This is a genomic window from Micromonospora sp. NPDC023633 (assembly GCF_040640035.1).
Taxonomy (GTDB): domain Bacteria; phylum Actinomycetota; class Actinomycetes; order Mycobacteriales; family Micromonosporaceae; genus Micromonospora.
This window is the reverse complement of record NZ_JBFABB010000002.1, coordinates 53,319-77,276: the sequence shown is the minus strand read 5'-3', so window position 1 is coordinate 77,276 and position 23,958 is coordinate 53,319. Positions and strand designations below refer to the sequence as shown.

General features: G+C 69.5%; 4 protein-coding genes (1 of these 4 cut by a window edge). All 4 read left to right on the top strand.

Annotated features, from left to right (window positions below; genetic code table 11):
- Position 1: 1 nt before the first annotated feature.
- The gene (locus AB0G13_RS01020; protein WP_357867001.1) at positions 2-3,223 is read left to right on the top strand and encodes a hypothetical protein; all 3,222 of its coding nucleotides are present in this window, start codon (positions 2-4) and stop codon (positions 3,221-3,223) included.
- 88 nt (positions 3,224-3,311) lie between these two features.
- Positions 3,312-3,734, top strand: a complete 423-nt coding sequence (locus AB0G13_RS01015; RefSeq protein WP_357866999.1) for a YbaB/EbfC family nucleoid-associated protein — start codon at positions 3,312-3,314, stop codon at positions 3,732-3,734.
- Positions 3,731-4,072 carry a hypothetical protein gene (locus AB0G13_RS01010; protein WP_357866997.1) on the top strand — a complete coding sequence of 114 codons (342 nt, stop codon included), beginning with the start codon at positions 3,731-3,733 and terminating at the stop codon, positions 4,070-4,072. The genes AB0G13_RS01015 and AB0G13_RS01010 overlap by 4 nt, the downstream gene beginning before the upstream one ends.
- 97 nt (positions 4,073-4,169) lie before the next feature.
- Positions 4,170-23,958: the 5' portion of a LuxR C-terminal-related transcriptional regulator gene (locus tag AB0G13_RS01005; protein ID WP_357866994.1), read on the top strand. The gene runs 19,565 nt beyond the window's last position; only the first 19,789 of its 39,354 coding nucleotides appear in the window; its start codon is at positions 4,170-4,172; the stop codon falls past the right edge of the window.

Sequence of the window (23,958 nt, the reverse complement as noted above, 5' to 3'; positions counted from 1 at the left end):
CATGGCGAACACCGCGACGTTCGAGGATGCCCTGGCGAGCATTCTGGGGCTGGTGCTCGGCGGTGGGGAGGGCGGGGAAAAGGCTTCCATCAACGACAACTTCCGACCGCGGACCATCAAGGGCCCCGGTTACTGGTTGATCACCCAGACGAGCACCCTCAAGAACTCCGAACCCGGCGGATGGATGCCGGAGTACAACAAGGACGCGGTCACCTTCTACAAGTGGAGGCAGAGCGGGGCGACCAAGTACATCACCCGGGTGACGGTGTGGGTGGGCGTGACCAGCAGGGACGACACCCAGGGTCAGAAGTACAACTCCACCGACCCGGGGAACTCGACCAACGCCGACGGTAACCCGGTCGTCTCGCTCGGCAACGCGTGGGAGCGGATGATCGCCGACCTGCCCAAGGTGGCCGGGCCGAACAAGGCGTTCGACCCGGACTCGATCGGGTCGGTCCGCGAGATCCTGGCCAACCTGACCACCCACGCGCTGGGGATCTCGAGCGAGCTGACCGATCAGGTCAAGTCGGTGAACGCCAAGAGCCCCGACTTCAAGGGCTCCGCCGAATCGGCCTGGCGGCACCGGGTGCAGGAGGCGAACAAGTACCTCGTCGACATCATGCCCCAGGCCAAGCAGTGGGACACCACGCTAGCCCAGGTCGAGCAGGCCATGAGGGACTTCATCACGGCGGTGGCCGACACCTTCGAGAAGTGGTCCTCGATCCACCCGGCCGGCATCTGGCAGCACCCGTACCGGGTGATCGCCCAGATGTTCAACGAGAGCACTCTTGAACTCGGTGACCTGCACGATGGCCAGTCGAACGCCTGGGACCTGGGCCAGCAGTACGCCGAAACCGGGGAGCAGTCGAACCAGGGAAAACGGGTCGGCGGACGAGACGGAAGTCTGCCCATCATGTGGACGCCGCCGGCATGGGTGAAATATCACCCGTTCGACGCGTTCAGCATCCCCGAGTGGAACAAGCTGGACCAGCATCTGCGCCAGCTGTGGGCCGAGCACGCCCTCAAGACCTTCGAGCCGGCGGTGCTCGCGGCGAAGGAATTGGTGTCGGTGTTCGCCGAGGCGCGCAACCCGATGAGCATCACCGACCCGAAGCCGGTGCCACCGAATCCGATGCCCAACGACGTGGGGATGCCCAACGGGGCATTCCCCAACAACCCGTTCGGGAACATGGGCAACCCCTTCGCCAACTGGGGCGACCCGTTCGCGAACATGGGCAATCCGTTCGCGAACATGGGCAATCCGTTCGCGAACGTGGGTAACCCCTTCGCGAACATGGGCAATCCGTTCGCGAACATGGGCAACCCGTTCGCGAACGTGGGAGCGAACTTCGGCAACCCGTTCCCCAACGGCGGCGGCTTGGGTAACCCGTTCGCCAACGGCACCGGTGGCGGTGCTTTCATGCCCACCAGCCTGATGCCCAACTCGGGCGCCGGTGGTGGTGCGGGTAATCCGTTCGCCAATGGCTTGGGTGGTTCCTTTGGTGGTGGCGCGGAGAATCCGTTCGGTGGTGGCGCCGGGGGTGGCCTTCCCGCCGACCTGAAGGTCAAGTCGGGTATGCCGTCCGAGGGTGGTGGTGCGGGTAATCCGTTCGCCAATGGCTTGGATGGTTCCTTCGGTGGTGGCGCCGGCGCCGGCGGCGGCCTTCCCGCCAGCATAATGCCCAACTCGGGCGATGCGTTTGGTGGTGGTGCGGGTAATCCGTTCGCCAATGGCTTGGATGGTTCCTTCGGTGGTGGCGCCGGCGCCGGCGGCGGCCTTCCCACCGACCTGAAGGTCAAGTCGGGCATGCCGTCCGAGGGCGGTGGCGCGGGCAATCCGTTCGCCAACGGCGGCTTGGACGCTGCGGTTGGCGGCGGTGGCGCGAGCGGTCTTCCCCCCATTCCGACCCCCAAACCGGTCACCCCGTCTGCCGGCGGTGGCCTGGAGAATCCGTTCACCGGCGGTGGCGCGGGCAGTTCCCTGCCGACCAGCAATCTCGGGCTCAACCGCAAGCCGTCCGGGCCGCAGTCGTTGGGTGACCTGACGCCGTCCCAGTTGGAGCAACTGGACAAGGCCGGGCTGCTGGACGATGTGCCGCTGACGGCTGAGCAGGCGGACTACCTGCGGAAGAACGGTCTGTCGCCGGGCGGTGCGACGAATCTCGGTCAGCTCAGCCCGGATCAGCTCGACGCGTTGGATCGCGGCGGGCTGCTGGACGATACCCCCCTCACCAGCGACCAGCGGGCGAAGCTCGGCCTGGACGGGCCGCAGTCGTTGGGTGACCTGACGCCGTCCCAGTTGCGGCAACTGGACGGGGCCGGGCTGCTGGACGATGCGCCGCTGACCGCTGAGCAGGCGGACTACCTGCGGAAGAACGGTCTGTCGCCGGGGGGTGCGACGAATCTCGGTCAGCTCGGTCCGGATCAGCTTGACGCGCTGCAACGCGGCGGGCTGCTGGACGATGTCCCTCTGTCGCCGGAAGAGCGAGCGAAACTCGGGCTGCCGCCCAACCCGTCGGGGAGTTCCGGCGGGGGTGGGTCCGTACCGGGGCTGGACGCGGGCAGGTTGCCGTGGCCCGACACCGGCGGGGCCGGATCGGCGCCGGGGCTGGACGCGGGCAGGTTGCCGTGGCCCGACACCGGGCCGTCGGCACCGATTGACCGGAATGCGTTCCCGACCACGGTCGACGGTAAGAACGTGTCGCCCAAGCCGGGTATGACCGGAGGCATCACCACCCCTCCGGCATTCGGTGACGTCACGAGACCCGGTTCGGCAAGCTTCCCGCAGGTTCCCGGGGTGCAGGTCGGCACCGGGGGTCTGTCGGCGGTGCCGGGTGTATCCGGCTCGCCCGGGGCGCTGAACCCGGACAAGCTGGGGGTGCCTGTCGGAGGCCCGGTCGGGACCAACCTGAATTCAGGTCCGGGTGCCGGTCCTGGTCTCCCGCAGCCCGGTGGGGGCGGTATGCCGGGCGGTGGGATGCCGTTCATGCCCCCGATGATGCCGGGCATGGGTGGCGCACCCCAGCAAGGACAGGACCGTGACCGCCAGCGCAGCACCTGGCTGAAGGAGGACGAGAAGGTCTGGGGCACCGACCCCGACTGTGCGCCCGCGGTGATCGGCCGGCGCGGTCGGGACACCCGGGTCGAGGACGACGAGTTCGGCATGCCGGTCGACGAGCGCCCCGGCAGCCAGGACGAACGCCGCCGGTACCGGGGCCGTTGACGCTGCTGCACCGGCCGTTGAACACTCTTGCACCAATGTGAACCCGGTGCCGCAGATCAGCCGTGGGATAGAAGAGGAGGTAGTCGGGATGAGCATGTTGGGCGACGAGGAACTGTTGGCCGAGATGCGGGCGGCCCTGAAGGACGTCGACGAGGCGGCCGACCGGGTACGCCGGCGCGTGGCCCGGGCGCAGACCACCGTGGAGGACAAGAAGAAGCTGCTGTCGGTGACCGTGGGTGGCCACGGCGAGCTGACCCGGATCACCTTTAACGGGGACGCCTACCGGCGACTCGCGCCAGCCGAGCTGGCCGACCTGATCGTGACGACGGCACGTACCGCCCGCGAGAAGGCCCAGCGCAAGACGATGGCCGGCACCGCCGAGCTGACGCGTCACCTCACCGGCCTCGACGACGCCGCGCAGTCGGCCGGGAGCATCGAGGAACTTGTCGAGGGCATCGCCAGCATGGTTTCCGGCGGTGCCGACCGGCGGACCGGGCAGGCGGCGTCATGAGCGGGCAACGGATCGAGCACCACGGGGATATCCTGCTCCAGAATGTGCCGGCGGTGCTCCAGTTCAAGGACCACCTGATCGGCACGGTGGACCCGGTGCGCCAGATCGCCGAGTGCCGGTGGGCGGCCGGCGTCCCCGCGGACGACGAACTGAGCCTGCAGGCCCGCGCGGCCGTGCAGCAAGTGATCGGGGTCATCGTGCTCGCGGCGTACGCCAAGCTGGCTCAGGCGGCCGGATTCCAGGGCGAGAAGTTGCACAACGTTTTCCGTGTCGGGGAGAACACCGAGGCCACCATCAACGAAATGGTCCCGGACATGAGCGGTGGCGCGCGGGGTTGATCCGCGGAGACGAGATGGCCGAGGGCCGGGGCGGTGGTCTGCGCCGCTGAGTGATTCGCACTGAGCGACCAGGGGCAGGGAACGGAGGCGTTGCGCGATGGGTGAGGTCGCCGTTCCTTCCGTTGGTCTCAGTGAGTCGTCGAAGCGGGCCCTGGAGGCGTTCACCGGGATGCGGTTGCACCGGTCGAATCTGCTGATGTTGGCGTACGACCTGAACGCGTTGGAGGTGCTGGCGGATCGGGTGCGGACCCTGTTGGTTCCGGAGCTGATCCAGGCGATCAAGGCGGTTCGGGCGGCGGGCGAGGGTGAGGTCTACGACCGGTTCGTGGCGCAGACGGCTCCGTTCGTGGAGTTGTTGGACGGGGTCGCGGATCTGAAGGTGGACGCGGCCCAGGCAATGCGGGGCTTCCTGAACCAGATGGAGCTGACGGATCGTCAGGCGTTGGTCATGTTCATCTTCATGATGACGGAGTTGGCGGTCGCGTTCGCGATGGCGTTCTTCCTGCCGGTGGAGGCGGCGGCGCACATCGTGAAGACCCGGACGATCATTCAGACGATTCTGCGGTCGTCGATGGTGCGGGCGGCGGCGAGCAGCACGGCGATCCAGATGTTGTTCATGCCGGGGTCGTCGTTGTTGGCGCAGATCAGCATGCTGGCTGATGGTCTGATGCCGGGGATCGACTGGGCGCAGGTCGGCAAGCAGGCGTTGTACGGGTTGGCGGTGGCGGGTATCACCACGGCGGCCGGGCCGGCGATGGGCCGGTTCGCCGGGGTCGTGGGTGGTGCTCTGGCGAAGTTCGAAGTGTCGGATGCCACGCGTAACCTGCTGACCAGCCTGATGATGGTGCCGGTGTCGGAGGTCGGCCTGGAGGTGGTCGGCGATATCGCCGCCAGCTACATGGTCGACGGGACCTACGACCCCAGTGGTCTTGCTCTGGCCGCGGCGTCCGGGGCGGTGTCGGGGGCAAATGAGCTGGCCGGGACCGCGGCCGGGGCCGCTGCGCGTCGCGTGGCGGTCGGGTTGGGGTTCAACCCGACCCGGCCCCGGTGGAACATGCCCGGTGGCCCCGGCTTCACCGCGGACGGCAAGCCGGTCGCGCCGGTGCCGCCGCCCGTCCCGGTCACTCCGGACCCGTCCGCCTATCAGCCGGAGGTCGACGATCCGGCGGGTGCGGGCACCGGCGGGCCGGCCCCGGTGCCCGTCCCGCTGGTGTCGGCACCGGCGCTGCCGGCACCAGCGCCGGGGGCGTCTGAACCGGTGCCGCCGGTACCGGCGTGGTCGGCACCGGACCTGTCCGCGCCGTCGTGGTCGGTGCCGGACCTGCCGGTGCCGTCGTGGTCCGTGCCGAACCTGCCCGCCCCGGCCGCCCCGGCCGCCCCGGCGGTGCCGGTGGTGCCGGTGGTGCCGGTGCCGGAGTGGGTCGTGGCCGCCGGCGCGCCGGTGGTGGAGCAGTGGCAGCGGTTCCAGCGGGAACTGGTGGACCACTACGGTGGGCTGCTCGCCGGGACCGCGCAGGCGCGGCAGTTCCTGGCCGGGCTTCCCGTGCCGGTCGAGCAGGTCTTCACCGAGTGGGCCGACGCCCGGCAGAACGACCCGGCCGTCCCCGCTTTCCTGTCCCAGATCGGCCTGCCCGCCACCGCGCTCACCGAGCGGTACCTGTTCGGTGTCCGGGACCAGGCCGTCGCCCGCGTCACCGAAGCCCTCGCCGGGCAGATCCCGGCGGGCGGGCAGATCCCGGCGGCGGTGCGCCCGGAGCAGGTCGTCGCCGCGCTGCCGGCGGAGTTCGACCGGCAGGCGTTGCGTTCGGCCGCGCACCTGGCCGCCGAGCACCACATCGACCAGTACCTCACCACCGGCACACCGACGCCCGTCACCCTGCAAGGCGGACTGGTCCTGCCCGGGGCCGTTCAGGTGCCGGGGGCGGGTGGCGTGCCGGGCGGTGCTGCCGTGCCGGCGGTCGTCGGTACGCCGGGGACCGCTGGTGTGCCGGGTGGCGCGGGCGTGCCGGGGGCCGCCGGGGCGGCGGCGGTGCCGTCGGACGCCGTGCGCGCGGCGGTCGCGCGTCACGTGGACCGGAGCCTCGACGCGATCCTCGGCACCAACCCGCTACCCACCGCACCACTCACCAAGCCGTCGGCCGTGCCGTCGGCTGCGGTGGCCAGTCCGGGCGCCGCGCAGGTCAACGCCGTGGCGGACGTGGTCCGACAGGTGGTCACCGACCTGCCCGCCCGCTTCACGGCCGCGGTCATCCCCGATGCCACCGCACCGGAGGCCACCCCAGCCGGCACGGACACGCCGGCACACGGGCGCACCGACGTGCCGACGGTGCCGGTGACCCCGGAGCAGCACACCGCAGCAGCGGCCAGCCTGGCAGAAACCCAGTTCACCGCCCTGGCCAGGAAGCACGGCGTCGAGCCGGCCAGCCACGACACCCTCGCCGAATCCTTCCGACAGGACTGGGTCGACGGATACCACCAGGTACTCGCCCAGGCCACCGCCGCCCCCGGCACGGCGGGTATGCCCAGCGTGCCGGCCACGCCCAGCGTGCCGGCCACGCCCGGCGCGCCGGGTGCGCCGGGCACTCCGGGCACGCCGGATGCGGCCGGCGTCCGCAGCACGCTGCCGGGTGGTGTCGCCTCCCGCATCGACGGCACGCCGGACCACCACGACGCCAGCGACCAGACGTCGGTCAGTGAACTCTCCGTCCCCAGCGACGGCATCTTCAGCCGCGACAGCAGCTTCACCGACCCCACGACGATCAGCGACCGCCCCTCGCAAGACGATCTGGCCGGTCGCGACGAAAACATGACGGTCAGTGACCTCTCCTCGCAGGACGGTCGGGCCGACCGCGACGAGATCATGACGGTCAGCGATCTCTCCTCGCTGGACGAGCCGATCAGCCGCGACCCGGTCAAACGCGACTTCATCGACGGGGATTCGGTCAGTGGCGTCTCGTCCCTCGACGAGTCGGACAATGGTGAAGCGGCCAAGCGCGAATTCAGGGACACGGACCCGTTCAGGGACGCCTCCTCGCGGGACGGGTTGATCAGCGGAGACCCGGTCACGCGCGATGTCGGCGGCAGGGATTCGTTTAGCAACGTGTCCTCGCTGGACGAGCCGGTCGGTGGGGACCCGGGCGGACGCCGCGAGCCGGCCAGCACGGCACCGGAGCCGGCGGTCGCGGCAACCGGGCAGCCCGTCGCGGCGACGGGGCAGCCCATCTCGGCGGCCGAGTCCGCGCGGCGGGTCGCTGACTGGGTCGACCAGACGCCGGTGGGCCCCGACAACAGCCGCGACCCGTGGTGGTGGTGCGTGCAGGCCACCCTCGACGCCTACACCACCGCGTACGGACGGCCGGGCAAACGGGCGGTGTTCGACGACCGAATCATCGGACCCGACGGCCGACCCGCACCCACGCGGAGCTGGCCGCAACTCCTGGACATCCTCGGCGCGACAGACGAGCGCGTCGCCCACCCCGACGGAGTCACCCCGGAGGACGTACTCGCCGCCCTGCGAGCGGCACCGGGATCGATGGTCGTGGTCAGGATCGCACCACCCAACGAACCACAACACGTGTTCGCCCTCCACAGCCAGCCCCAACCACCCGGACCACCGACCATCAAGGTGCGCGACGGCCTGGTACCCGGCGCCGAGGACCGACCCGAACCGACCAACCCGGAACGCGACCCATGGCTAAGACACCTGTTCGCATCGAGCACCCGACTCGCCGCGTTCGACAGCACCGGGCGACCCACCACGATCGCCGACCTCCTTCCCGACCGCACCACCGCACACCCGCAGCCGACCACCACGACCCGCATCGACCCCAACGCCATCCTGCTCGCCTCCACCACCCCGCCGCGCGGCCCGTCCCAGGCGATGCAGGCGGACACCACCTCCCCCGGGCAGCCGTTTGACCCGGCGGAGATGGACGATGCGCCTGGCACCGACCCGGCGTTTGTTGGTCTGGGATTCCAAGACGCGGACCCGGATCTGAGCGGGCTGAATCTGAACACACCGGCGGAGCTCCCCGAGGGCTGGGAGCCGCCGTGGGATGTCGATCCGGTCGAGTCGGACCTGTCGTCAGGAGGGGAATCACCGGCGTCCGACATGGACGGGGAAACGCTGAGGGCCGCCGAGCTGGTCGACCCCTCGGATCCGCTGGCATCGGAGTCCGGCGCCGTCCTGCTCGCCTCCACCACCCCGCCGCGCGGCCCGTCCCAGGCGATGCAGGCGGACACCACCTCCCCCGGGCAGCCGTTTGACCCGGCGGAGATGGACGATGCGCCTGGCACCGACCCGGCGTTTGTTGGTCTGGGATTCCAAGACGTGGACCCGGATCTGAGCGGGCTGAATCTGAACACACCGGCGGAGCTCCCCGAGGGCTGGGAGCCGCCGTGGGATGTCGATCCGGTCGAGTCGGACCTGTCGTCAGGAGGGGAATCACCGGCGTCCGACATGGACGGGGAAACGCTGAGGGGCGCCGAGCTGGTCGACCCCTCGGATCCGCTGGCATCGGAGTCCGGCACCGATTGGCTGGCGGGTGCCAACCTGAACGACCCCTGGGATCCGCTGGACGGGGTGTCTGGCGTCGATTGGCCGGCGGAATCCGGCCCGGTCGACTATTGGGTTCCGCTGGCGGACGTGGATTCGCCGGCGCCGGTGTCCGACGTCGATCGGCTGGCGGAACCCGAACAGGTCGTGTCGGACCTGCCAGCAGGGGTTGATTCACCGATGTCCGAGGACGGGGGAACGCCGGCGGGTACCGACCCCGCCAACTCCGGGAATCCGTGGGCGGGGGTTTCTCTGCCGGCATCGGTGGCCACCGGTTGGCTGACGGATGCCGACCCGGGCGAAGCCGTGCGGCTGCTGGCAGCGTGGGACCAGCAGGAATCGGCGCCTGGTTTCGGGACCCTGCCGGAGAACCCCGCACCAGTCGGGCCGGACCCGGGGGCGAGTGGGGTACCGGCGGTCGGTGGGTCCGGCGGTGTCCCGCAGGACTGGAAGCGGACCGTGGCTTCGGCGATCGCGCAGTTGTCGGCCGTGGGAACCCGTGGTGAGGGGGGTGGAGTCCGCGATGTCGGGGCGGAGTTCGTGCAGTGGACGCGCGACGTGCTCGGAGTCGGTCTCGCGAATCACTCTCCGCACCCGAACGACTTCCACAACGCGGTGGTGCGTCGCTTCGAGGAGAAGTTGAAGGCTGAGGGGGTCGAGCCCAGCATTCCTGGACTCCGCGCGTGGGTGGCCCGCCAGTTGGCCGCTGACCTTCGCCGGGGTGGCGAGTCGGAGTTCAGCAGGTTGCTTCCGTATCCGGAGGTCATGTCCGAGCAGCGACGGGAGGACCTGCACCGGCAATGGCTCAACAAGATCGCGCGCAACCAGTCCGGCGATTTCGACGTGGCGCATGTGGTTCCGCACGTCATCGCTTCGGGGTTGTCCCTGCCGATGCGGATCCACCATCCGTTCGGTGCCCCGTACGACATTGGCCCGGAGCCCGGTGCTGGTGTCATCCCGTATCCGGTCGTCTTCCACAAGGGCGCCTACTACCTCGGCCAGCGGCCTGACCCGGCCGATGTCGAACGCGCTCGGCGCATCGCTGAGGGATTCCCTCGGACAGAGATATCCGAAGACGAGCGGCAGCGACTCGATCGACTGTTCGACGACGCACGCGATCTGCTGCGGGCGACGATCGCGGAGGCGGAGAACTCCCCCCATCCGACCAACTCCGACCAGTGGCCCATCCTGCGGGAAACCTTCCACCGCGAACTTGCGGTCATCCGTCAACACCCCGACTCTCCCCACAACAAGAAGGCCCGGGAACTCGCTGCCCACGTCCACTACCTTCGGAGACTCCCCCTCAGTGCCGGCAGATGGGAGTCCGGGAACCGGCAGAACTTGGAGAACCAGTTCACCCTCCACCTGCCCGTCGCCGTCGACCAGAGGGGCGGGTACCGGTATTTGCGCGTATGGTTTAGTGGCACAGAGTCGGTCGTCTTTGATATCGATCGGATGGCTATCCCGGGCGATATGATCGCTGTCCATTTCGGGAAGGTCGACGAAGCGGGCACCGGATTTGCTGAAGTCTCGTACACCGCGGCCGACGGCACCGAAATCTACTCTCGCCGAGAAATCGGCCGCAGTCTCAACGACTCGCAGCTGGCCAAGCTGAGGAGCAAGGCGGCCGACAAGGTGTGGGACCTTGACCGTCCGCCACTGGTGCGCGATTTCTCCATAACGACGCCCGTGCACAGGAGCGGGGAATTGAGCGTGGGGCTCGGCAGAGCCGAACGCGGCCGGGATGCCCCGGGGGTGAGGATCCCGTCGGCCCCGGTGGTCGGCGGACTTCCGCCCGTTCTCACCAGGGAGCTGGAGGAGGCCCGGCTTCTGCTCGGGTATGCCCGGGACGGCGGCCGACCCACTGCCGTCGTGGAAGCACCGGCCGGGAAGAACGTCAAAGGGCTGCCCCTGTATCTGGAATTGTCCAAACCTGTCATCACCCGATACGACATCGAGCGGCTGCGCAAGAGGGCATTGTGGGAACCGGAGGATCGGTGGGCTCTTTCCCAGCAGATGTCCTTCGATGTCGTGTTGCAGCCGGGGGCGTGGAGCCGACAGGGGCCTCTGTCGATTCGCGCTGCGTCGGGTCCACTGTCCATCGAGGTCAGCGGTAGTGGTCGGGCCAGGACCTTGGCTGGGGCGGAGGTGGATCTCTCCCCGGGGACGTCGGTCACCCTGTCGCTGGGGAAGTGGCCGGGGCAGGGGGAGGACGGGGCGGGTGTCGCCGGCACCATTCCTGTCGTGGTCCGCGCGCCGTTGGTCGACGGGTCCGGACACGTCTACCGGCTCTTCGACACCGGTGTGGACATCCGGAACTTCGACGGCCTGACAAGCGAGATCAGCACTGCCCCGGCGGAAGTGCGGGAGGTTCCGGGGCGGATTGGGGTGCAGGCGGTCGGTGGGTCCGGCGGTGTCCCGCAGGGCTGGAAGCAGGCCGTGGCTTCGGCGATCGCGCAGTTGTCGGCCGTGGGAACCCGTGGTGAGGCGGGTGGAGTCCGCGATGTCGCGGCAGAGTTCGCGCAGTGGACGCGCGACGTGCTCGGGATCGATCTCATGGCTGACGTTCAGCCGAACGACTTCCACGACGCTGTGGTGCGTCGCTTCGAGGAGAAGTTGAAGGCTGCGGGGGTCGATCCCAGCATTTCTGGACTCCGCGCGTGGGTGGCCCGCGAGTTGGCCGCTGACCTTCGCCGGGGTGGCGAGTCAAAGTTCAGCAGGTTGCTTCCGTATCCGGAGGTCATGTCCGAGCAGCGACGGGAGGACCTGCACCGGCAATGGCTCAACAAGATCGCGTACCACAGGACCGGCGATGACGACGTTGCGCATGTGGTTCCGCGCGTCATCGCTTCGCGGTTGTCCCTGTCGATGCGGATCCACCATTCGTTCGGCGCTCCGCATGACATCGGCCCGGAGCCCCGTGCTGGTGTCCGGTATCCGGTCGTGTTCCACAAGGGCGCTTACTACCTCGGCCAGCTACCTGACCTGGCCGATGCCGAACGCGCTCGCCGCATCGCGGAGGGCTTCCCTCGGACAGAGATATCCGACGACGAGCAGCGGCGACTCGATCGACTGTTCGTCCACGCACGCGACCTGCTGCTGGCGGCGATCGCGGAGGCGGAGAACAACCCCCATCCGACCAACTCCAAGCACTGGCCCGTCCTGCGGGAAACGCTTCAGCGTGAGCTCGCGGTCATCCGTGAACACCCCGACTCTCCGCACAACATCCGTGAACACCCCGACTCTCCGCACAACAGGAAAGCCCGGGAACTCGCCGCATACCGCCGATACTTCGACGACCTCCGTGCGGATCATCGATGGGAGGAAGAAACGACGGACTTCCGTTACGACTTTACGCTCGACGTCGGCGTCAAGCGACATAAGAATGGTAAGTCCATGGAGCTGAGCGTGCCGCTGGACGGCGGGGCCGTACCTCTGAGTATCGGCCGACTGGCCATACGGGGCGACCGGCTTCCTGTTCATTTCGGGGCGAGAGGCGAAGAGGGCATCGCTTTTGCGGAATTCCGGTATACCGACGTAACCGACGGCACCGACAGGATCCTCTACCGAAAATTCGAACACAATCTCAGCGACGGTGACCTGCTCGAGTTGAGGGGGAAGGCAGCCGGCCGCGTGTGGGACCTTCACCACCGGCCGCTGTCGAGCGACCACTATCAGGTGGCAGTGCCTCTATCGGGACGCGGGTATTTGGCCGGTCACTACGGCGACCCGGCGGCCCGGAGGAACGACAGACGGATCGTGGTCCCACACGTCCCGGTGGTCGGCGGGCTTCCGCCTGTTCTCCATGCCGAGCTGAACGGCCGTCTCATCCTCGGGTACGCCGAGGACGGTCGACCCACTGCGGTCTTGGTAGCGCCGGCCGAAAAGAACGTCACAGGACTGCCCCTATACCTGGAAGTGGGCAAGCCCGCCCTCGTCGTCGACGACATCAAGCGCCTGCGCAAGGACGCGCTGTGGGAACCGGAGGATCGGTGGGCTCTCTCCGAGCAGATGTCTTTCGAAGTCGTATTGGAGCAGGGGAAATGGACGCCCGGTCCGCTGCCCATCGCGGTCGGCGGTCCTGACCCGGCCAGGACGTTGGCTGGGGCGGAAGTGGATCTCTCTCCCGGGACATCGGTCACCCTGTCGGTGGGGCAGTGGCAGGGGCGGGTCGGGGCGGATGTCGCCGGCACCATTCCTGTCGTGGTCCGTGCGCCGTTGGCCGACGGGTCCGGACACGTCTACCGGCTCCTTGACACGGGTGTGGACAACGAGCGCTTCGACGACCTGAAACGCGACATCACCGAGGCGCTGACAAACCGGGGGTCGGCTGCGGCGATGCTGGCGGGGAGGTCCGACGATGCGGCGCAGGGCTTGCCGCAGGAGAACCTTGAAACGTCGGGCTCGTTGCCGGCAGCGGTTGCCACGGCGATCGAACAGTTGTCAGCCGTGGGCAACCTCGACGAGCAGAACTTCGTGCGGTGGACGGGCGAGGTGTTCGGAATCGATCTCACGCGAGCGAAACCGGACAACTTCTACGACTCGGTTTTCCGCACCTTCAAAAAGCAGTTTGCGGACTTGGGGATCAACCGTCAAAGACTGCACGAGTGGACGGCCAGCAGCCTGGCCGCCGATCTCCGTCTGGGTGACGCGTCGGAGTTTCGGCGTTTGCTTCCGTATCCGGAGGGCGTGTCCGAGCAGCGACGAGAGGACCTGCACCGGCAGTGGATCGGCAAAATCGCGTACGGCTACAACAGCGATCACGACGTCGCGCATGTGGCTGTCCATGTCCTGGCCCGGTTCATACCCCAGTCGGTGCGCATCTACCAACCGTTCGACGCCCCGCACGACATCGGTTCGGGGTCCGATTCCACCAAGCTGCCAGTTGTCTTCTACAGGGGCGCCTACTACCTCGGCCGGCCTGCTGATCCAAACGATGCTGACCTCGCCGCCAGAATCGCCAGGGGTCCCGAGCGGACGCCAATACCGGACGGTGAGAAGCGGCGACTGGATGGACTGTTCGACCAGGCGCTCGGTATGCTGCTGGCGCGAATCGGTGCGGTGGAAGAGAAACTCCGAACGGCCGGCAGCCACTGGTCCGTCCAGCGGGAACACCTTCAGCGTAGGCTCGCGGTCATCCGTCAAGGGGTCGGCGGGGTAGATCTCGCCGAGCGGCAACGCCCCAAATCGCCCCGGCAGCAGGCCGACATCCTGGCGGAATACCGCCGGTACCTCCACAGCATGTTCCAATCCAGCCCCTGGAGAGGAGAGGACCCAAGGCCTCAGGGAGGTCGGGTCACCCTCCACCTCAACGTCGCCTCCCAAGGTGATTCGATGGCAGTGGCGTTTGCCCAAGTGGGTGACAAGCGCCTGCGTATCCGCCATCTGAATGCTGTCGCCATCCCGGGCGACCGGATCGCCGTCGATTTCGGGATGGACGGTGAAAAGGTCTTCGCTGTTGCCAGAATTCCCTACACGGCGCCCGACGGAACCGAGAGATTCATCTACCGGGACTTTGATACGGACTTTACTGCGGAAGATCTGAATGCTCTGAATGGGCGGGCAGTGGAGGCCCCGTGGCGGAAAGTGCACTCGGCGATCGAACAGTTGACGGCCAGGAAAACCCACAAAGGGTCGGCATTCAAGCGTTGGGCGTATGAGGTTTTCCGCATCGGTCGCGCGGAGGGCGGCGCGCGGCCGCTCGACGCCTTCTACGGGACGGTGTTGAGCACCCATCAGGACCGGTTGGCGCAGGCGGGCGTCACCACCGTGGCTGAACTGGGCGCATTGGTGGCCCGCCACCTGGACGTCGACCTCCGCCGGGGTGAGCAGTCGATGTTCGGAGCACTTCTCCCCTATCCGGAGAGCATGTCCGAACAGCGACGGGAGACCCTGCACCAGCACCTGCTCAACAAACTCGTACACCGCCAGCCCGGCTATCCCGACGTCGTGCACGTGGTTCCCCACATCGTGGCCTGGGGTTTGGGTCTGCCGATGGCGATCCACCATCCGTACGGTGCCCCGTACGTCATCGGTCCGCCAACCCAAGACGGTGAGGTCCCGCAACCAGTCGTCTGGTTGGACGGCGCCTACTACCTCGGCCAGCCTCGTGACCCAGACGATGCCCGCATCGCCGAGGGTTTCCCGTCACCGGCAGCCCTCACCGAACTGCGCCGACTGGACGCGGTGTTCGACGAGGCGCTCGAGGTGCTGAAAACCGAAGTCGACACGGCGGAACAGAACACGGCGATCCGCCACTGGCCGCTCCTGCAGGACACCTTCCACCGGAACCTCGCGGCTATCAGTCAACGCCCCAGCTCCCCCCAGGGGCACGCCGACGTACTCGAAGAACACCGCCGATACGCCGCCGCCCTCCGCGAGGAGAGCACGTGGGAGGACGAGAACCGTTGGAACCTGCAAGACCCGTTCACCGTCCCCGTCCCCGTCGAGTACACCGCGGGTCGTCCGACTCTCCGGCTTCGGCTTGACGGCAACGACATTTCCCTCGGATATGTCGATCGAGTCACCGTCCCGGGCGACAGGGTCGCTGTCGATTTCGGGAGAGTTGACGGCGAAGGTGTCGGTATTGCCAGAATCCCGTACACCGCGCCCGACGGCACCGAGAGGTTCGTCTACCAGGAGATCGCCCGCAAGTTCACCGACAGCGAGCTGGCCGAACTGTGGAGTGTGGCAGCCGGCCCGGTATGGGAGACCGTCGACCGGTGGACGTTCGGCAATCTCTACCACATCACGGCGCCGGTGAGCGAAAGCGGAATATTTGACATCACCTTTGGCGGCCAGAGAGTCACGCTCCCACCGGTCGAGGTGGCCGACGGACTTCCGCCGGTCATCGCCGCCGAACTGAGGGAGGGGCGTTTCCGGCTCGGGTACAGCATGGAGGGTCAACCCCTGGCGGTCCTGGAAGCACCGGTCGGAAGGAACGGCACCGGAGCGCCCCTGTACCTGGAGCTGTCCTCGCCGGCCCCCACCGCCTACGACATCGAGCGGCTGCGTTCGATGGCGCTGTGGGAATCGGCCGAGCCAGCGGCGCTCCTCGACGAAGTATCCATCGATCTCGTCATGCAGGAGGACAGGCGCACGCCATACCCGCTGCCGCTCACGCTCGGCGATGACAACTCGGGCAGGAAGCTGGACGGGCAGGAGGTGGATCTCTCTCCTGGGACGGAAGTCGCCCTGCGGGTCGGCCGATTTCTTCGGCTGGAGGAGTCGAACGTCGTCACGAGCATCGTCGCCGCCGTCAAGGCACCGTTGGTCGACCGGTCCGGATACGCCTACCGGCTCATCGACACGAACCTGTCGAGCGAGTGGTTCGACGAGTTCAAGGCGCAGTGGGAGACGACCGACAGCGGCAAGCGCCCAGCCGTGCCGGAATGGCCGGCGGGGCCACTCGAGAAGCGTCCGCGTACCGGGCGCGGGTTGCCTGGGGGGCCGGCGGCGTTCGAGTGGGGTCCTGGGAAGGGTTCGTTCTCGGCTGGTGTGGGCGTGGAGGCCGGGGCGTCGTCGGAATGGGCGGCTGGGGTGGAGCCGTCGGTGGAGCAGGTTGACGGTGGTTGGCGTGTGTCGTATCGCAGTGCGGAGGGTTTGCCTTCGTGGGGCGAGATGACGCGGGTGGATTCCGATCGGTTCACGTGGGAGGGTCCGGCGCCGCTGGAGTTCGTGCCGACGCCGGGGGACGGGCGTCCGTTCCGGGTGGTGACGGCGGGGGAGGATGCGGGGGTTCGGGTCCACGTCGATCATTGGGTGGATGGTGAGTCGGGGACGGTGGTGTTCCGTCTTCGGTTGGTGCCTGACGCGAACGTGGCGGAGAAAGCCATTCTGGACACGTTGGGTGCGGTTGAGCAGTGGGTGGTGCAGACCAACGAGCGGTTGGGGCCGGAGGGTGGGCCGCCGGCGGTGGCGGTGGTGTTCGATCCGGCCGCGGAGACGGTGGTTCGGCTCAGCCGGTACGGCAGTGACTTGAAGGTCAGCGACAACGTCTATGTGAGCGTTGATGGCACTGAGGGTCGGATCACCCAGTTGCATTGGCTTGCGGGTCTTCCGTCTCGTGCTTATGGGCATGAGTTGAAGCATTTCGCTGGGGTGCCGCACCATGCTTCGCCGGGTGATCTGCTCAGGAAGCCCAGGAGCGTGGGTGATGATCATCTGCACGAGCCGGGGTTCACCGCCTGGGAGCTCGAGCAGATCCGGGATACGGCTGCCTCGTACGTCGCTCGCACGGTCGAGCCCCGGCCGGCGCCTGCCCTGGTCCCGCTCGGCGTGCCCCGCGACGGTCTCGGCCTGTTGTCCGCGTTCGTCGCCTCCGAACCGGCCCTGGTCCGCACCGCGCTGGACGCGCGGCTGCCGGCGGACCTGCGGGAGTTCCTCTCCGATCCGGCCGGGGTGCGGGCCGCTGTCGCCGAATCGGTTCGTACCGGGGTGCCGCAGGGGTCCGAGCTCGGCCGGGTCACCGAGCTGTTGCGGGACCACGTGTCCGGCTATCTGGAGGAGAACGCGGGGCGGTTGCCGGCGGACGTGACCGCGCAGCGGCTCGCCTTCCAGCCGCAACACGAGCGGGACGTGGCACGGCTCAGCCCCGACCAGGCGCAGCGGCGCGTCGGTGAACTCGTGGCCGCCGGTCTCCTGGACCCGGACACCGCGCGGGCACGCCTCGACGAGATGCGGGCGAATCCGGCGGACGCCGGCCGTCACCTGCTCGAGGTGTTGACCGACCCTGATCGTCAGCTCGACTCCGGGGAACTGGCCGCGGTGAAGGCGGCCGTGCACGACTGGGCGAACCTGTCGAACAGCCCGGCCGGCCGGTTCCTGGCACCGCTGCTGGCCCACGCGACCGATGCCCGGATGCAGATTTCCCAGGTCGCCCCGGACGGTGTGCGGCCGGTGGCCGGGTACGGCCCGACCGGGGGCACCCCGGTCAAGCTGGCCCGATCGGCCGCCGACCCGGAGCGACCGGGCGTCCACTTCGACGCGTTGGTGCCGGAGACCCCTGCGGCGGTCGAGCCGTCGGCCGTACCCCCGCAGCAGCTCGCGCCGGCCCCGCAACCGCCGGCCCCGGCCGCCGGGAACGGTCAACAGCAGGTCGTCCCGCTGGCCAGTGCGTCCCCGGACGCGCCGCTGGTGGTGATGGCCGAAGGGCTACCGGAGAACCTGCGGCTCCAGCGCGCGGTGGGCGGCGTCCTGCTGCACGACAGGGACGCCGCGCCCGGCCCGATCAGCTCGCGGGTGTTGCCCCCGACCGGCCCCGGCCCGGCCGTCCTGCTGCACTCCTCGGTGCTCGACCCGGACAGCCTCGGTGCCGCGCTGGCCGGGTTGCGGGCGCAGGACGCCACCATGGCCGTCCTGCACTGGCCGCAGGACCAGCCGGTCAGCGTGGCCCGGGCGCTGGAGGTCACCGCGCAGGGGCTGGGGCCGCAGTCCTCGGCCATGTTGTCGGTGCCCCGGTCGGCGCTGCGGGACCGGCCGACGCCCAGCACGCAGATCGTCCCGCTGGACGCCAACGGCGAGGTGACCTTCTTCAGCGGGCGGCCCGAGCGGTACCTCTTCCTGCCCGAGGCCACCGGCGCACCGCGCCGGCCCGCCCCGTACGGCCTGCCCGAGCAGTCGCCCGGCGTGTACCGGCTCGGCGACGACTGGGTGGTGTGGGACGGCGGTAGCCACCTGTGGATCGGGCCGGAGTCCGAGTTGGACGGGGCGCGGCGGTTGCTGCCGGAGACCGGTGGCTGGCTGGCCGAGCCGGTGGTGTTCCTGGGCTGGAAAGCGACTGCGCTGCCGGCCGAGGTGGGTCACCGGGTCGGTCGGATCTTCGGGGGCATGCCGGCTGCGGCGCCGACGCACCTGATCACCTCCGGGATGGGGCTGGACCGGCGTACTCTCGTCCCGTCGGATCTGTCCGGCCTGCCGGCCGAGGTCCAGCTGAGCCACGTCCCGGGTGGGGTGCTCGCCCACACCGGTCCACGGCCGCCGGCCGGTGCCACGACCCTGCACTGGTCCGACCTGACCAGCCCGGACCGGCCCCGGCTGGTGGTGGACGGGTCGGTCGGCGACCCGGTCGCCGTCGTGGAGGCCGTCCGTCGGGGGCTTCCGCCGGGTTCCGGCCCGCTCCAGGTGTTCGTCGCGCCCCCGGCCGCCGGCACCTCGGCCACGTCGTACGCCGGCCTCCCCGGCACGCCCTCCGGTGCGGCTGCCCGGGTGGCGGAGCTGTTGCGGGAGCGGTTCGGCGGGCGGTTGGAACTGGTGCTGCCGGTCTCCGTGGTGGGTCGGCAGCCGGCCGGTGTCGACGAGCTGATCCCGGTCGACGCCCGGGGGCAGGAGACCTTCCCGGCCGCCGCGCACGCCTGGCGGGTGCCGCTGCGTCCGGCACCGCCCCGGCAGCCGGGGCCGCTGGGCCTGCCAGCGGCTGCCACCGACGGGTACGAGGTGTACCGGGGTTGGACGGTCCGGGAGCACACCGGGGTCGTCCTGATCGCGCAGAACGGCACCAGCCCGCACACGCTCTCCCCCGACGCCCTGGCGGCCCCCGCGAGCGGGGTGGCCGTGGTGATCCAGTCTCGGGGTGGTCCCATCCCGCGCGAGGTGGCCGACACGGTCGCCCGGCTGCTCTCCGGTGTGCCGGAGGCCGACCGGGACGTCCGGGTCTTCGGTAACGAGGCCAGCGCCGGACCGGCCGCACCCGATCCCGACGGGTCGTCCGCGTCGGCTCCGGCGCGGCCGGCCAACCCGGACCGGCGGGCGCTCGCACTGGGTGACCCCAAGGCGGCGTTGCCGGACCTGGACCGCATCGAGCAGGGGCTGCGCGCCGAGGCGGCCCGCCGGGGCGTCACCGTGCGGGACAACGAGTGGGAACAGTTGCATGAGCGGCTGCTCAACAACTACCCGCAGGTGGTCTCCGCGGACGGGCACCTGTTCACGCTGGGTGGCATGGAGGTGCGGGCCCGCCTGCGGCCGGAGGACCCGCAGCTGGTGTCGAACCCGGCCGGCTCGTTCGACACGGAGACGTCCGGTCCGTCGCTGGACGACACCGAGGGCCGGACGAGCGAGGACGGCCGTTTCCACGCCAACCAGTTCACCCAGGGTGTCTTCCAGACCGGTGCGCACAGCCAGTCCGACGGCACCACCACGCGGGCGGTGCGGGTGCGGGGTGGCTTCAACGTCGACGTGCCGCTCGGCCCGATGACCCACTGGGGGCCCCGCGTCAACGCCACCCTCAACAAGGTCGACCAGAAGTCCGCCTACCTGATCGACGCGGAAAAGGGCCGGGTGTTCGACACCCGCGCGGATTCGACGTTCTACTCGTACGAGCCGGGGTGGTTGATCGAGGCACGCGGCGACGGGCAGCCGTGGCAGGCGGTGGAGGTGCCGGAGCCGCCGGACGGGCAGGAGGCCGCCCGACTGGTGGTGGCGATCCCCGACCACCTGCTGGAGAGCGCCGGCGAGCAGGTGGTCGCCGACCTGCCCGAGCACCTGCGGGACAACCTGACGCGGGTGCCGGAGCTCTTCTCCGCCAGCAACATCACCGGTCTGAACGAGCTGTACGACCACATCATCGACCGGCTGCGCGCCGACGGCTTCGACATGTCCATCGAGAGCCCGATGCGGGGTGAGCTGCAACGCAAGCTGTGGAACCTGGAGACCCACTTCGACGAGGCGGTGAACAACCGGCGTACGCCGGAGACGGACGGCGACGCTGGCGCGCTGACCCGGGGCTACGCGTTCACGTTGCACGACGACGGGAACGCGGCGGCCAGCATCCGGGTGTACGCCCGTCGTCTCGGCGGCTCCGTGCAGGTGGGCCTCGGCGACGGCGACTCCACGCGGGTGGGCGCCACCAGCGACAAGGCGCACATCGAGCAGGTGCGCACCGGCATCGTGGGGCAGGGCGGCGAGTTCACCCTCCAGCAGTCCGCCGGGCTGTCGTTCGGTGGCGGGGTGGACCTGCCCTTGGCCAGGCGTCTCGACGATCCACGGGTGTACAAGGAGAACGCCAAGCTCGGTCTCGCCGCCCGTGGGGGGATGAGCTGGACCAGCAACGACGGTGGTGGCGTCACGGTGGCGTCGCTGAACGTCGTGGTCGGCCGGTACACCGGTCAGACCGTCGGCCACGAGGCGCCGTTCGAGTTGCACGCCGAGGTGGCCACCTCCCGCCGGCCGCGCGAGTGGCCGCATCCGACGCCGGTGGTGAACGGGTCGGCGGTGCTCCGGATGTCCGAGCCGGACGCCTTCGACTACGGGTTCAGCGTCGACGCGAACGCCTTCGGCCCCGATCCCGTCCCGGGTCTGGCGGACGGTGACCTGGCGGTGGTGCCCGCCGGCGGACGACCGCGTTCGGTGCCGCACGACCAGTGGCGGCCGCGGCTGCGCAACACCGGCGTGCACCCGGAGGACACCGGCGGCAACCTGCTGCCCCGGCATGTCCTTGCGGGGCGGGGTCTGCTGGGTCAGTCCCTGCCGAACATCGACAAGCCGGCGGTGCGGCAGCTCCGGGCCGGTCTCATGCAGGTACTGGCCGGTGAGGGTTTCCTTCCGGCGGACGGGGACCGGCCGTGGGCGCACGGGGAGCAGAGCCGGCCGGCGACCCCGGATCCCGGTACGCCCCTGGAGGAACGGCCGCTGCTGGGTCGGATGGTCGACGGGGCGCGGGACGCCTACGACGAGGTCGTCCACCGCGACACCGACGCCGCGATCGACAACCTGGACCTGTTCAACAAGATGGTGAGCGGCGACGGCCTGGAGTCGCACTTCGACCCGCTCGGCCAGGACGGCGCCGCGGTCGTCAACGACCCGGACGCGCCCGCCCCGGAAGCGGGCATGTCCTTCACCCTGCACAGTTGGCGCAACGCGGTGATGCGTACCGCCGAGGTGACCGTCTACGCGATCCCCCGGATCACTGCGGATGTGGACGCGGACGGCAACTCGGTGCACTTCGAACGGCTCAGCGACGAGGTGAGCACGGTCACCCTCGGGATGTCGCTCGGCATCGCCGGCCAGGGCGCGAGCGGCAACCAGGGCTGGTCGGCGGAGGGCGGGGTGAACACCGCGCTGCCGCCGAGCGTCAAGGAGCTCGGGTCCGTCGGACTCCTGGGCGGGTCGGTGAGCCGCAACGTCGGCGCCGCCGAGCGGGTGACCCGTGTGGTCAACCGGCCGGAGCTGAAGGAGTACGGCGGCCGGGTGATGTTCGTCAACCTGCCGTACGACCTGGGCTACGTGGTCCGGATCAGCGACCGGGACGCCCCGATCGTCTCGCCGGAGCTGATCCGCGCCAACGTGCACGCCGCGCTGCTGAAGTTCAACACCGACCCGGCCACCTTCAGCGAGGTGGCCCCCGGCGACACCGCACCGTCGGCGCTCAACCAGGGCATCGTGTACTTCGTCGACGCGCACGGCCTGCGCGGCGCGGCGCAGAACCAGTTGCCACGGGACCTGACCCAGGCCGGCCGGCCGATGACCGGGCCGGTGGCCAGCCTGACCAACCACATCACCTTCCAGGCGCGGTTCAAGGAGGCCGTACTCGGCCAGTACGGCGCGACCACGCTGGTCGAGCCGGGCTTCTGGGCGAACACCAACGCCGCGCTCTCGGTCAAGGTGCCCCGTATTCGGAAGGCGCGGTTCGTCGGCGCCACCCCGGACCAGTACGTCACCGGTCTGATCGAGCTGTACCTGGCCGAGACCGTCAACGTCGCCAACCGGTCGTTCGCGAAGGCGTTCAACCTGCCCAACATCGGCCTCGGCCACAAGTTCGGCCCGCTGAACGTCAGCTTCGGCGAGTCGGCGGGCGTGCGGGTCAGCGAGAGCGAGTCGGCGGAGACCAAACGCGTCGGCGGCCTGGAGATGCTCAAGCTGGCCTTCGGCCGGGGGTACGCCTTCGAGGCGGAATACGACGTCAACGTCCGCGCCGGCATCCACAAGCAGGTCGGGTTCGTCGTCAGCCGGGTCAGCGTGCCACCCGGAGCGGACCTGCGGGGCCGCATGATGCAGTTCATCCTGCCCGAGGCGGAGGCCCTGGCGCAGTACGCGGCCGGGGAGCTACCGGTCAGCGATGTGCAACTGCTCGACGCGATGGGCCGGTGGTCCCGCGGTGAGTTGGTACTCAGCGGCAACACCGTGGCGGGGTTGCTCAGCCGGTGGCGTGGCGAGCTGGCCGACCGCGCCGCCAGCCGCACCGTCGCCGGTCTGCCCGACCTCGGCACGTACCTGATCCAGCACCGGGTCCAGACGTGGGCGCTGACGCTCGCCGACCGGCACGTGGACCTGGCGCAGCGCGGCGCGGTGCTCGACCAGCGCCGCCGCGCGCAGTTCGCCACCGACTTCGGGATCACCCTGGACCCGAACGCCAACCCGTTCAGCGCGCTGACCATGCCGCCCTACCTGACCCGCACCGGTGACCGCACGCTGGGCCACGCGGGCGTCGACGAGGTGGTGCTGTTCACCGGGCCGGCGCCGGCCGACGGCGGGCCGCGCCCCACCACGACCGTGCTGGACGCCGTCCGGGAACTGGTGGACACCGGCCGGCCCGGGCTGCTCGGGGCCAGCCACGACAACTGGCCGGGGGCGGGGACCAGCTGGGGCGTGCTGATGGTCTCGCCCGACGAGTCGGTGGTCGGCGCGCTGCCCGGCGGCCTCGAAACGCTCCAGTCCACGCTCGCCGGCCAGCGCGCCAACATCGTGTTCGCCGACATGCTGCACCGCTACAACGGCGTGTCGTTCTACCTGGTCGACCAGCGCAACCCGGTGGCGGTCCAGATGTTCAAGCTGGAACTCTTGGGCACCCTGGGCGGCCGACCGCGGTTCACCGGCTGGCGGGCCGACTACGGCATCGAGAACTACGAGCACGCCTACGGCGCGACGGCTCGCATCATCGGGCAGGCGCTGGGCTGGAACCTCACGCCGGCCCGGATCGGCTTCTCGGTCGACGGCGTCCCGGTGTCCACCGCCGGGTCGCTGTCGTTCGCGCCGGGCGGAGGGCGCGGTGTCAAGGGCGCCGCGCAGGTCGTCCGGGAACGGACCGTCTACGACTGGACGGGGAACTACGAAGGCGAAGACGACCTCGGCCTGACCATCAGGCTCAGCCGGGTGCAGATGCACGGCTGGCAGCCGAGCTACCTGATGAACCACATGATGACGGGTCTGAACAACGCGGCGGACTGGGCGTTGCACCACGCGCCCGCCGGTTTCGCCGACTGGATCTCCCTCGCGCGGGTGGAGCCGGTGCTGACCCGTCACTACGAGGGGCGGATCGACTTCAAGGTGCCCCGAGGGCTGGCCGAGGCCACCCCCGTCCCCCGGTCGCCGCAGCTGGACCTGCGCGCGCTGCCGTCGC